The organism is Verrucosispora sp. FIM060022, assembly GCF_003977705.1.
Classification (GTDB): Bacteria; Actinomycetota; Actinomycetes; order Mycobacteriales; family Micromonosporaceae; genus Micromonospora; species Micromonospora gifhornensis.
Genome location: NZ_RQIV01000018.1, coordinates 17,199 through 29,839 on the forward strand (window position 1 = coordinate 17,199; position 12,641 = coordinate 29,839).

The following is a 12,641-nucleotide window of genomic DNA, read 5'->3' on the forward strand; positions in this document are numbered from 1 at the left end:
GGACGGTCCCGGAGGAGGGTGACCTGCGCCACCCATGCTGTATACGTGGTTACCGGACAATGCTCCGCCGGGTGTCCCCACTGGAACCACCCCATCGGCACCACGAAGACGGAAGGGCACGGATGCACCGGATCAGCGACGAGGACCTCAACGATCTGGTCGAACAGATCGCCAGTGCCGTGTACGGCAACAGCACGATCCCGGCGATCCGTCGCCAATTGGGCAAATTCGTTCCGGCCGATATCCTCGACGTCGCCATCACGGAGTACCAGGCCCGGGCCGGGCGCCCCCGTGACCTGCACGAGCCCCGCTCCCTGACGGATCCATTGACACAACTGGAACCCTGGTACATCCCCCGGTCCGACGACGTCTTCTGGCCGTCGGTGAGGCGCCGCCTGGAGGGCACGGGTCTCGACGACGAGCCAATCAAACGTATCAACGACTCGTCGAGCAAGATCGTCTCGTTTGTTCCACCGCCCGGGACCGAGCGGTTCAGCAGTCGCGGCCTGGTTCTCGGACACGTCCAGAGCGGCAAGACGACCAACTTCATGTCCGTGGCGGCGAAGCTGTGCGACGCACGCTACCGGTTGGTCGTGGTGCTGTCCGGCATCACCGACAACCTGCGGTCACAGACGCAGCAGCGGATGGAACAGATTCTCGTCGGTGACGACCGCGGCCGTTGGCATCTGCTGACCGATGGCGAAACGGACTTCGACGACAGGCAGGCCCGCAATGCCGCCAACCTGCTCAGCAATCCCGACCAGCGGCTCCTCGCTGTGGTCAAGAAGAACCCGTACCGCCTCCGTAAACTGGCCCGTTTCCTGGAGGCCGCCGGCACCATCCTGCAGGACTGTCCCATCCTCGTCATCGACGACGAGGCCGACCAGGCGAGCATCGACGTGGGCAACAGGGGGCGGCAGTCGACCATCAACTCCCTGATCCGCCGCATCCTGAGTAAACCGAAGGTCGCCTACGTCGCCTACACCGCGACACCGTTCGCGAACCTGCTCGTGGATCCGACCGTGCCCGACGACCTCTACCCCGCCGACTTTATCGTCGACCTTCCCCCTTCCGACGACTACTTCGGTGCCGAGCGGATCTTCGGACGCGACCTGCTGACCTACGAGGCCGGGCCGGTCGACCGGGGCCTGGATGTCGTACGGACGGTCCCTGACGACGAGGTCCCCTCGGTCCGGCCACCCGGCGCCCGTGCCGGCTTCGGCGACTGGAGGCCGACCGTCACCGGCAGCCTCGGCGACGCTGTCCGCTGGTTCATCCTGGCCACCGCCGCCCGCCGCTGCCGCGACGGTGCACCGGCCGATTCGACCATGCTGATCCACACGTCGATGCGCGCCGTCGCACACCAGCGGACGGCCGAGGTCGTGCAGGCGTACCTGGAAACGCTCCGTGGCGGCTGGTCGACCGCCACCCTCCGCGACCTGTTCCACCAGCAGTGGGAACGGGAGACGGGCCGGGTGCCCGCCGCCGATCTCGGACTTCCGGCCGTACCGTGGCCGCAGGTCTACGACCGGATCCCCGGCGTCATGGCCGACGTCCGGGTGGTGGTCGACAACTACCAGTCCGACGTCCGGCTCAGCTACGGAGAGGAGCCGGTCACCGCCATTGCGATCGGGGGCAACACCCTCTCCCGTGGGTTGACCCTCGCCGGCCTGGTGTGCAGCTATTTCGTCCGGGCGGCCTCGGCCTACGACACGTTGCTGCAGATGGGTCGCTGGTTCGGCTACCGCCACGGCTACGAGGACCTGCCCCGGATATGGATGACAGGCGAGCTCGCAGCATGGTTCGTGGACCTGGCGACCGTGGAGGCCGAGATCCGGCAGCAGATCCGCCGCTACGAGACGGAGCACAAGACGCCACGAGAGTTGGCGGTGATGATCCGTAAACACCCGGCCATGGCAGTGACGTCGGCCGCCAAGATGCGCGCGGGCGTCACGGTCCGCTACAGCTTCGGCTCCCAGGTCATGCAGACGATCAAATTCCACCATCGGGACGAGGGGTGGCTGCGACACAACATCGACGCCGGCGACCGTCTCCTCACCGCCGCCCTTAAGCTTCCCGGAGTACGGGAGGTTCCCGTGCGGGCCGGCCGCACCGCATTGACCGGGGTGCCGGCCGCGAGAGTGATGGCCTTCCTGCGCGACTACCGCTTCCATGAGCGCAGCCCCAGCCTCCGCCCGGAAGCCCTGTGCGAGTACATCGCCAAGCAGAACGACTACGACGCATTGCGCACCTGGAACATCGTCGTGATCGACCAGGGCAGCGACCGCCTGGGCGGGATGGCGCTGGCGGGCCGCAAGTACCACATGATCAACCGCAGCCGGCTCAAGGTGCCGGAGGACTATGCCGACATCAAGGCACTGGTTTCGACCCTGGACCGCGTCGCCGACCTACCGGCCTCCATCAGAATCAGCGACATGATCGACGGAGACCCCACCGACCGGAGGTTACGGGAGCTGCGTGACGGGCAGCTGGGGGGCACCGGGCTCCTGTGTCTCTATCCCGTGAGCAGGAGGTCCACGGTCGAGCGCAGCAGTGGCAAACGCGGTTATCCGAGAACCGAACTCGCGGCCGTGGAGGACATACTCGGCGTGGGTCTGTTCTTTCCCGAGGCCCGGGGACCCGAGGACCGTGACTACGTCTCGGTCGACCTGTCCAGCCTCGCGCCGGTCGACGAGGAGCTCGAGACCGTCGACATCGACGAGATCGACGCCGCCGACGAACGGGCGGGTGAAGCCTTGACCGACGGCGCCGCGTCATGACAGGCAGCGCCGAGGAGATGTTCCGCCGACTGGAGGCGACCGATCCGCCACGGGAGATGCGCGTGCTGGACAGTGCGGTCGAGGTGGCCGCGGGGCCGGTCGCTGTCGGCGTCGACGCCTCCGGGCGCCGACATCTGCTCATCCCGCTGACCGACCGGCACCCCACCGTGCAGGACACCACCAGCCGCGGCGTCACCGTCACCACCCGGAGCCTGGAGGACGACTCCGGTCACCCGGGACGGTACGCGGATGTGGTCTGCCAGCTACCTGAGCTCAACGACATCTTCGCGGCATTCACCGACGACCTGAGCCGACAGTTGCAGCGCCGCCCCGGCGATCCCGGACGGGTCTGCCTGGAGCTCCTGCACCGGTGGCGCGAGCTGCTCTCCCCCGCACCCGGTCCGATACTCGGACCGGAGGCGCTGCTCGGCCTGCTCGCCGAGCTGCACTTCCTCGAACGGATCTGCGGGCTCGGCGGCCCCGAGCCGCTCCAGCTCTGGACCGGTCCCCACAAGGCACGCGCGGACTTCACCTCCGTCACCGCTGCCGTTGAAGTCAAGGCCACAACGCACCGCGACCGTCTGGTCGTCGGCGTACACGGCGCCGACCAACTGGAGGAACGCCCAGGCACCGATCTCTACCTGTACGTCGAGCAGTTCGAACGTGACAGCGCCGGCGACAGCGTCCCCGACGTCGTCGACAGGCTCCTCGGTACGGGACTGGACAGGCGTATCCTGCTGGACGCCCTGGCCACAATCGGTTACCGCAACGACGACGCCGATGCGTACCGCCGGGACCGGCACCGGGTGAAACGCGCCGCCGCGTACCACGTCAACAGCCCGGGTTTCCCCCGGGTGACGTCCGGGCAGCTCGATGCGTCACTGCAGCAGCACCTGGTCCGCCTGAACTACAGTATCGATCTGTCAGCTTTCGATCATCATCTCACCGACCCCTCCGCGGCAGCCGCCGCGCTTATGGAACAGCCATGACGCGCATCGCCATGTACGCCGAGCCGCTCCCACCATCAGGAGGGATCGACGCGCGGTCGGTACGCCGGACACTCGGCACCTACTCCATGGACTTCTGGGAGCTGTTCCTGCGCGAGACACTGCAGAACAGCTGGGACGCCGCCACAGAGGGCCGACCCGCCGAGTTCTCCGTGGACGGCTGGCCCCTCGATCCCGGGCAACTGCAGAGCCTGCGTCGTCTTCTACCCGGGGCCGACCTGGACAACCCGGGCCTCAGGGTCCTCACGGTCACCGACACCGGTACGAAAGGGCTCACCGGTCCCACCAGGGCGGACCGGGTGGGTGAGGATGATCCACGGAATTTCGTCGACCTCGTCCGGAACATCGGCCGACACCCCGACAAGGGGTTCGGTGGCGGAACCTACGGCTACGGCAAGGCCGTGCTGTTCGAGGCGAGCAGCATCGACACCGTGGTGATATTCACCCGCATCAGGACCAGCGCCGGTGCCGAGTGCCGACTGATCGGCATGTCACTCACCGATCCCTACCGGGTCGGGCGACGCCAGTACACCGGACGCCACTGGTGGGGAGTTCCACACAGCGACGTCGGCGTGGAACCGGTGACCGGCCCGACGGCGGAGCACATGGCCCGGGCCATCGGACTGACGCACCTGTCCGGGGACGCAACCGGCACCTCGGTCATGGTCATCGCTCCCCGGACCGGAGAGGAGCACCTGTCCGACGTGGTCGCCGTGATGGCCGACACCGCCACGAGGTACGCGTGGGCCAACACCGTCGGGCAAGTGGGGTCACCTCCCGGGCTCACGTTGCGGTTCACCTGCGACGGGTCACGGATAGATCTTCCCGACCCGGCGACCGATGCACGGCTGCGGTACTTCGTCGAGGCGCACCGGCGCTGCCGCTCGGTCTTCGACGGCGCAGCAGGAGACCATCCATGGCCCTGGGCTGTCCAGGAGATCGTCGGCAGCCGTCCGGAGCAACGTCTCGGCGTACTGGCATGGCGGACGTACAGGGCGGCCGCCTCAGGCAGCCATGCCCGGCCGCCCGCGGAGATCGCCCTCATGCGCCGACCGGGCCTCGTTGTCGAGTACCGCAACGTCACTCCGGATCCGTTCGGGCACGCCATCAGCGGCGTGTTCATCGCCGATCCCGAACTCGACGGGGATTTCGCCCGCGCCGAACCACCGACGCACGACAGGTGGCAGCCGCGGCTGGCGCAACGGCAGCGGTACGCCCGTAACCCGGTCAGCCAGGCACTCAACCGCATCGACCGGATTTTCAAGGAACGCCGTACGGACAACGCGACGACCCCCACCACCGAGGCCGCGACCGGGGTTTCACGGCTGGCGAACGTCCTCGGCACACTCCTCGACACACAGGCGGGTGGCACGGACATCCGCATCCCGGCCGGGTCGGACAACCCGGTGCACGATCCACCGACCACTTCGTCGGGAGCACCGGCAGGCCACAACGACACACCGACAGTGCACAACGGCGGCAAAGGACGCCAGCAGAGGCACCACGGGCGGGGGTCGCGCTCCACGACCGGTCCGACACTGCGTTTCCACCCCCGTCCCCGCCAGATCGTGTTGAGGGACGGCGGCCGTGCGGTTGAATTCGACATCGACCTCACCGGAGCCTCCGGTGCGTCGCTGACCCTCATCGCCCAGCCACTGGTCGCGATCGCTGACGGAGCACCGGAGCCCGCCGACGAGACCACTCCGGTCGAAGTACTGCACTGGCGTGACCGGGACAACGGAGACCTCACGCCCGGTCCGCAACTGACCCTGACCACCGTGACGTCGGAACACTGGACCGTCACTCTCACCCAACCGGCTGATGCAGCCGTCACCGTGCGGATACGCCAGGAGGAGGTGACACCGACGTGAGCGCCCCGATCAGTGCGGGCCACCTGACCCCGGCCGAGGAGCGCATCCAATCCGGAACCGTGACGGTAACCGGTCCGCAGGGCACACCCGTCCCCGAGGGGGAGCCGGTGCCTGACTGGGACTACTTCACCGATCTCACCGCGAACTGGCCCCTGCATGTCGACCTGCCCGGGGTACTGCAGGACTGCGGCCTGTCGCCCGCCGCAGCCGTACACTGTCTGGTCACCTGGCACAGCAGCAGCACCAACCGCCGCGACAATTCCACCCCGGCCAGACTGGTTGACGGTGAAAACCGACTGACGGTTGCGATCCCTGGCACCGAGATCGGCGGAAACCTCACCCTGACCGCCCGGATGGTCCTGGCTGCACCTGACCCGACACCGATCTCGCCGCTGGCAGCCTTCCGACCCGGCGCCATCCTCTGGCAGGCCCGGCGGCGCTTCACCCTGGAAGGCAGCGGCAGCCGGTTCCCCGTGGTGGCCACGAGCTTCGCCGAAAGTGGGCTCGCCGAGGGACGCCGCTCGCTGTGGTACCTCTCCTGCGCCCCGGATCTCGACGGGTCGGACACCGGCAGCATCCGGCTGTACCTCAACTCGGACCACCCCGCCGTCACCACGATGCTCAACCAGCCGGAAGCGGAAGCCTCCAGGACACTCGCCGAGGTGCTCCGGCACGATGTCGTCCGTCAGCTCATACAGACGGCGCTACGCTGCGAGGACCTCCAGGACGAGCACGACCACGGCGAAGGCACACTCGGCGAGCTGTTCATCAACCTGATACGCAGGTACTTCCCCGACCGGTCGCTCTCCGACCTACGTAGTCAACACCGCAACGACCCGAGCGAACTGGAGGCGGTCATCCAAGGTCTCGACCGGGTCCTCGCATGAACCGGCTGTACGTCTACCCGCGTCTACCTGCCCACGTCGCGGAACGGCTGCTAACCCTCCACACCGGCCGGGACCTCGTCGAACTGCGCAGGCTGTCGGCCACTGCCGATGCGCGCACCACCTGGTACCCGACGGCACCCCACCGCGTAGCGGAGGACGACCTCCGTGCCCTGCAGCAGACCGTCCGCGGGATCGCCGCGGAAGCCAACTGGCCGGCACCTCTGAGCAGAACGAACGGCACAGCCTTCGACCGGCTGCTGGCACCGGCCCTGTACCGGCAGATGACCATCGTGCCCGCCGACGCGGCGAGCGAAGAGGTCTGGTCATTTCTCAGCCTGGTCCTGTTGCCGGATATCGCGCTCTGGCGGTGGCCCAATCCACTACGCCGGCCAGGCTACGAACGCATCATCGGCCGTCCACGCAACGTGTTCCGACGCCTCTGGACCCGTGTCCACAGCTTGGGCGAGGACCTCGGCGCCCGACTCTACGAGGACGAGGCCGTCGCAATCCTCGAGCGCCCGACGCTCGGTGCGCATCCACGCGTCGCCCGCGCCATTGCCCATGGCCACCTGACCGTAGCCGGGCAGGCCGGCGCTGCAAGGACGGACATCCTGCGGATCACCGCGCGCAGACTGCGGCGACTTGCGGTGGTGGTCAGCCTCGAATCACTCGACGATGCGCACTTGGCCGAGCTGGTGGGCAGGTACACGGAGGAAGCCATCGACCAGTTGCGACCCGCTTTAACTACCAGCACATATAAGCACCAGGTTCCTGCTCAAGTGCAGACGAGGTCAGGAACCAGCTCGTAACGGCAGGAGCAACGGTGGAAGCTGGGCCGGAGCCGCGGACCACAGGTTGACGTGTGTCTAAAGACGCCTGTTAGACGGCGTTACCACGATGGCTTGAAGGCCACCTCCGATCAACTCGAAGCCACTTTCATCCTGCGTAACGGCCGCTTCGAGGTGTTTAGGACAACGCTCTTCCGTGTCTTCTGCCTGCCTGATAGCTTTGAGCTGAAGCGGCGCCGCTTGAACGACGTTCACAAGCTGCCGGGGGCACCCGGCAACCATTAAACTTGCACGGACATGAGCCGCGCCAGCCTCGTTTGGAAAATGCTGCAGGCTCGGACAGCGCGGGCAATAACATGATGGCAAGTCCCAACAATTCAAGATGCTGCTCATCACTGACGAATCGGGAGCGTCGGAGCGAGGAGCCAGTCGGGAAAGGCCAATGAAGTCATCAATGCTGCCACTCAGAAGGCGGCGGAGCGCCTGACGCAGTCTCGACCATGAAGGCGACCGAAATACAGCGGCAGCTACGCTGGGAGGAGCCGTAGGTGGACTCGTCGACGACCTCCACCACCCAGCCAGCGTCGTCGTATGCGTCGCCGTGCGTGTCGTATGCATCGCCTGGTGACCATCGGATTGCAAATTCCGCCATGCCTTTGTCGTCTGCGACAGCGGTGCCTCCACCGAACATGTCGTTGCACAGCACGCTGTCGTTCACAGTGCACCCGGGCCGGTCACCGTCAACGAGGGTCCCGAACTGCCAGCGCACCTTGCCATTCGGCGTCGCCCGAGCGATGGTCACACTAAGGGTTTTCACCCGTCCGTCGTTACGGACGGTGTAGGGGCTGATCGAACCGCCCAAATCCACGTTCGTCAGATTTGTGCTTTTCGTTGCAGTAGTCGTCGCACGTGCCGGTGTCCTCGGCGGCGTCGACCCCTTCGACGCGGCCGTCCTTGCGGGCGAGGAGGTGGAGCTCGTCGCTGGCTTTGGCATCGGCGTAGCGGGTGGAGACAGTGCCGGGCTTTCCGGCGCTGCTGTGGGCGCGCTACCAGCCTTAGGCCACGGCGCTTTTCCATCGGCCGCAAGTGCCACGTACGCAATGGCCGCCGCGATCAGAACCAGCACGACGACGACTTGGCCGGTGGTAATTCCCTGAGGCTTGGGTAGCCATCCGCTCACGGCATTGGCAAGAATGCCCAACGCCGCTGCTACCAGAGCTGCGACGACGATCCACAATGGGGCCATCACCCATCCCGATCATTTCGCCCAATTTAGAAATCAACCATCAAGCTTTGCTCTTGGCAAAGCGCGGGTGCAGTGTGCTGCCATTGGCACGGTTGACCGCAGGACCCTCAACGACCCACGCCCGCAGTCACTGCAGCCCTCCCCCTGCACGGTCGGCAGTGACCGGCATGTCGGACACCACCCGCCTCCAGAGTAGGTTGCACTCTCCAACGAAGTTCACCGACGTCCCGATCATCGCTTCGGGTCCGACTCCCGGTAGAAACGCACCGCACGTTCACGCAGCTCATCGGAGTACTTCTTCGTACTGCCTCGGATGACTCCCTTCAGCTCCATCAGAGCATGATCGAAAGCCTCCGAGCTACCGGGGGAACCTCACTGGAACAACTCAATGATATGAGTTGCGATGCCTGCGAGCAGCCCTTGTCATCTGAGGATAGCGCTAGCCACTACATGCTCAGCAGGCCGAGCGTCTCCTGGAAGCTCGCGGTCAGGCTAGCAAGAAGCAGGCGCCCCTTGTCGGTCGAAGCGAGCGAGGGCCGCCCAATGACTCCTGACTCTGTGTAGGCACGCATGCCCATCGTGAGCAGATGCGGATGCTCGGCCACGTGATCTCCCAGCTCATACCCGTCACGCACCATCTTGGGTGCCACTTCGAGCAGAATCGAGGTCTCAATCTCCCCGGCGTGCATGTCGTCATGCAGAGTGCCGACGATGCCAGCGTCCCGGCAGGCAACCTCCCAGGCTGCCCGGTCCGGGAACAGCGCGAGCTGAGGCTCGGCAACATTTGCCTGCTGCACAATGTTCGAGAGCACGTAGTTGCCGCCGCGGAACCTGTCAAGTCAAGTGAGACGTTTTCGTGGTCAGGTGTTGTGTAGCTCGGTGGGTTGAGCTGCGGGTTTGTTGATCCACACGGTGGTCGGTAGGGCCGGGGGTCGGGGCGGCGGGTGAACCGGTCGGGGTGGGTGTGCCAGGCGTTGTCGAGGGTGGCCTGCCGTTGGTCGTGCACGTCGGCGGCGGTGTCGTAGTGCACTGAGGCGGGGGTGTGCAGGCCGATCCCGTTGTGGCGGTGTTCGTGGTTGTAGTAGGTGAAGAACTCGGTGCAGAACTGGCGGGCGTGTTCGAGTGAGGTGAACCGGTCGGGGAACGCGGGGCAGTATTTCAACGTCTTGAACTGCGCTTCGGAGTACGGGTTGTCGTTCGATACCCGGGGTCGGGAGTAGGAGCGGGTGACGTCGAGGTCGGCGAGGAGTTCGGCGACGGGTTTGGAGGTCATCGACGAGCCGCGGTCGGCGTGTAGGACCTCGGGTCGGACCCGGTTGCGGGTGATGGCGTCGTCGATGAGTTCGCGGGCGAGCATGGAGTCCTCGCCGCCGGCGACGTGCCAGCCGACGACGTACCGGGAGTACACGTCGATGATCACGTACAGGTGGTAGAACACGCCCCGCCCGGTGGTTTTCAGGCGGGTGATGTCCCATGACCACACCTGCGACGGCCCGGTCGCGGCCAACTGCGGAATCGTCCGCGGCGGGTGGGTGGCCTGCCGGCGACGTTCCCGGCTCTCACCAGCGCCGCGCAGGATCCGGTACATCGTGGACTGTGAGCACCAGTAACGGCCCTGGTCGAGTTCCCGGGCCCACACCTGCGCCACGGACATCTCCGCGTACTCATCCCGATGCAACACATCCAGGACCGCGCGGCGTTCGGCCTCGCTCAGCGTCGACGGCGGGAGTGTCTTCGGCCGCAGTGGCCGGGACACCACGGGCGGCTGCCGGTGCCGGTAGTGCGTGGCGCGGGACCGGCCGGTCAACCGACACGCCCCGGCCACGCCCACCACCGGCAGCAGGTTGTCGAACGCCGTGTTCAGCGCCTCCTGCCCGGCCGCGGCGTGTCGTCCGCGCTCTCGGACAGCGTTTCCAAGAGCGCGTGCGCTTTTCCCATGATCTCCAACGCGGTCTTCGTCCGCGCCAGGTCCGCTTCCAGGCGCTCGTTACGCCGCCGCAACCGCTCCAACTCAGCCGCCTCCGCGCTCCGGCGCCGGCTTTCCCCAACAGGACTCTTGCGGGAGCCGAGAGCGGTCAACGCGCCGGCGTCCCGCGCGGCACGCCACTCCAGGATGTGGGAGTGGTACAGGCCCTCCCGACGCAGAATCGCCGCCCCCTCACCCGAGGCCTTCGCCGCGTCGTACTCCGCCACGATCCGCAGCTTGTACTCCGCCGTGAACGTCCGACGCTTCGGCCGTCCGCCCTGCTCACCCGGGGTGTTGGGTAGTGTCACGATGATCCTCTTCCTGTCACCCGTCGAGCCTAGCTCGCCCGGGAAGGCTGTCTCATCTCAGCCTGGCAGACAGGGCCATCTCCGATATCTACGGCGTCTTCAGGTGGACAACAGAGACTGACTGCCGCCGAACCAGGTCGGTTCGATTGAAGGTAGCGACCCGGTCTCCTCGGGCAGAGCGACTATTCGACGGCAAGGATATTGAGGATCGCCTGTACGGGGACCACGTACCGCCGGCCGACGCGTAGGAGACGCACCGGGAACTCGCCGGTTCGAGCGAGGGCGTAGGCCTTCGTACGCCCGATGCCGAGGATCGCGGCGGCGGTCTCCACATCAGTCGTGAGCCCGAGCTCACGCACCTCTTCAATCGTCCATACCTGGCCAGCTTTGCGCTCACCCGTCGTGGTGGTTGGCATCGTCCGCGCCCCTCCCCGCAATCGTGAGTACGCCGGTACCGGCGTAACCCCACGATGCAGGACGCCCCTTACCTGCTGCGTTGCCGAATGTGAGAACCATCAGCACGAGTGGCGTTGCCAATCGAGTTCACGCCGCAGGTGACCAGGTCGCAGCGTCTCCGAGCACCGCCTCCATCAGCTCCGCTGCCCGACGCTCGCTCTCCGGCAACACGTGGGTGTAGACCTCCCGCGTGGTCCGACTGTCGGCGTGACCGAGCCGCCGCTGCATCACGTGCTCGGGAACGCCAGCGTCAGCACCGGTGGTAGCGGAGGTGTGCCGCGCATCGTGCAAGGCGATCACGGGAACGCCGGCGTCAACGCACGCCTTCGCCCACTGGTCGGTGAAGTACTTCGGGTAGTACGGCTCCCCGTCCTCTCGGCAGAACAGGTAACCGCCGTCGTGGTAGAGGACGCCAGCGTCGGCCTTCTCCACCGCCTGGCGCGTCTGGTGGGCGAGCAGCTCCGCTACCAGGGCCGGTCCGAGCGCCACCGCCCGCTTGCTCTTGCCCTTGGGCGCCTTCTCCACCACCCCGTTGCTGGTCGTGGTGCGCTGCCAGTGCAGCAGCAGGACACCCCGGTCGAGGTCGACCCGCGGCCACTTCAGACCGGCCAGTTCCCCTCGCCGGGCACCGACCACGATTGCCAGCACCCACGCGGCACGCAGCCGGTGGTCGGCGTGGTGCTTCAGGAACTTCGCCGACTGCGCCGGCGTCCAGACGCCCTTACGCCCCATCGTCTCCCGCTCGGCCTGCCGGGGCTGCCGTACACCGTCGACGTTGACCCCGAGGTCGCCCAACGCCTTCATCAGGATCCGGTGGACGATGCGGACGGTGGTCGGCGACAGCGGCCCGCCGTTCTTGCCGCCACTTTTCAGCAGCTTCTTGTAGAGGTCGTGGATGACCCGCTTGTCGAGTGCATAGAGCTGCCGGCCGCCGATGTGCGGCACCACGTAGCAACGAATGACGTCCCGGTAGTTGCTGAGCGTCGTCTCCTGGACGTCCAACTCGCGCTCGTTGAGCCAGCTCTCCAACTCCGCGGCGACGCTGCCGTCGGCGCCGAGATCCGCTCCGCCGTACGCGGCGCGCGCATCGTCCTCCGCCTTCAAAGCGGCGGCCTGGTTGGGAAACCCCTGCCGCTTGTGTTGACGGCGGCGCCCGTTGGTGTCAGGCGGAAGATCGATGATGAAGAACCAGCGGGCTTGGCCGTTGGCGAGGCGGTAGCTGTAGACAGCCATGCGGCTGCACCTCCGCAGTAACGGGATCGAGGGATGCAGCCCACGTTAAGCGATCTCCGTTACCGCCAGCGTTACCGCAAGATCACATATGATCTTCTA

Annotated in this window: 10 protein-coding genes and 1 pseudogene; 5 read left to right on the plus strand and 6 right to left on the minus strand. The window is 66.5% G+C overall.

Annotated elements, in window-relative coordinates; all coding sequences use genetic code 11:
* Positions 1-122: 122 nt before the first annotated feature.
* Genes EG812_RS27930 through EG812_RS27950 form a run of 5 tightly spaced genes read left to right on the plus strand, consistent with a single transcriptional unit; the run spans position 123 to position 7,354 of the window.
* Positions 123-2,780, plus strand: a complete 2,658-nt coding sequence (locus EG812_RS27930; protein ID WP_126713353.1) for a Z1 domain-containing protein — start codon at positions 123-125, stop codon at positions 2,778-2,780.
* On the plus strand, positions 2,777-3,769 hold the full coding sequence (locus tag EG812_RS27935; protein ID WP_126713354.1) for a PD-(D/E)XK motif protein: 993 nt from the start codon (positions 2,777-2,779) through the stop codon (positions 3,767-3,769). Before EG812_RS27930 ends, EG812_RS27935 begins: the two co-directional genes overlap by 4 nt.
* A complete protein-coding gene (locus tag EG812_RS27940; protein WP_126713355.1) occupies positions 3,766-5,658 on the plus strand; it encodes a hypothetical protein in 1,893 nt (630 codons plus the stop codon). The genes EG812_RS27935 and EG812_RS27940 overlap by 4 nt, the downstream gene beginning before the upstream one ends.
* Positions 5,655-6,545, plus strand: coding sequence for a hypothetical protein (locus tag EG812_RS27945; protein ID WP_116510073.1), 891 nt, complete (start codon positions 5,655-5,657; stop codon positions 6,543-6,545). Before EG812_RS27940 ends, EG812_RS27945 begins: the two co-directional genes overlap by 4 nt.
* Positions 6,542-7,354, plus strand: coding sequence for a DUF6339 family protein (locus tag EG812_RS27950; RefSeq protein WP_126713356.1), 813 nt, complete (start codon positions 6,542-6,544; stop codon positions 7,352-7,354). Before EG812_RS27945 ends, EG812_RS27950 begins: the two co-directional genes overlap by 4 nt.
* Before the next feature lie 430 nt (positions 7,355-7,784).
* Here the strand turns inward: EG812_RS27950 and EG812_RS27955 are convergent, their stop codons facing one another.
* The 6 genes and pseudogenes from EG812_RS27955 to EG812_RS27980 form a co-directional block, all read right to left on the minus strand.
* A complete protein-coding gene (locus tag EG812_RS27955; RefSeq protein WP_126713357.1) occupies positions 7,785-8,582 on the minus strand; it encodes a hypothetical protein in 798 nt (265 codons plus the stop codon).
* A gap of 443 nt (positions 8,583-9,025) precedes the next feature.
* Positions 9,026-9,391: a creatininase family protein gene (locus EG812_RS30190; protein ID WP_126713358.1), complete on the minus strand. Its 366-nt coding sequence runs from the start codon at positions 9,389-9,391 to the stop codon at positions 9,026-9,028.
* A 272-nt stretch (positions 9,392-9,663) separates the two neighbouring features.
* Positions 9,664-10,413 (minus strand): annotated as a pseudogene (locus EG812_RS27965) (transposase); the annotation flags it as partial.
* Positions 10,414-10,439: 26 nt separating this feature from the next.
* Entirely contained in the window at positions 10,440-10,853 is a 414-nt protein-coding gene (locus EG812_RS27970) for a transposase (RefSeq protein ID WP_158632566.1), read from the minus strand.
* A gap of 182 nt (positions 10,854-11,035) precedes the next feature.
* Positions 11,036-11,212, minus strand: a complete 177-nt coding sequence (locus tag EG812_RS27975; RefSeq protein ID WP_233579677.1) for a helix-turn-helix domain-containing protein — start codon at positions 11,210-11,212, stop codon at positions 11,036-11,038.
* Positions 11,213-11,396: 184 nt separating this feature from the next.
* Positions 11,397-12,542 carry a tyrosine-type recombinase/integrase gene (locus EG812_RS27980; RefSeq protein WP_126713361.1) on the minus strand — a complete coding sequence of 382 codons (1,146 nt, stop codon included), beginning with the start codon at positions 12,540-12,542 and terminating at the stop codon, positions 11,397-11,399.
* Between the last annotated feature and the right edge of the window lie 99 nt (positions 12,543-12,641).

Coding starts and splice junctions, on each gene's coding strand:
- EG812_RS27950 (WP_126713356.1), top strand. CDS start 6,542: ATGAACCGGCTGTACGTCTACCCGCGTCTACCTGCCCACGTCGCGGAA.
- EG812_RS27935 (WP_126713354.1), top strand. CDS start 2,777: ATGACAGGCAGCGCCGAGGAGATGTTCCGCCGACTGGAGGCGACCGAT.
- EG812_RS27940 (WP_126713355.1), top strand. CDS start 3,766: ATGACGCGCATCGCCATGTACGCCGAGCCGCTCCCACCATCAGGAGGG.
- EG812_RS27930 (WP_126713353.1), top strand. CDS start 123: ATGCACCGGATCAGCGACGAGGACCTCAACGATCTGGTCGAACAGATC.
- EG812_RS27980 (WP_126713361.1), bottom strand. CDS start 12,542: ATGGCTGTCTACAGCTACCGCCTCGCCAACGGCCAAGCCCGCTGGTTC.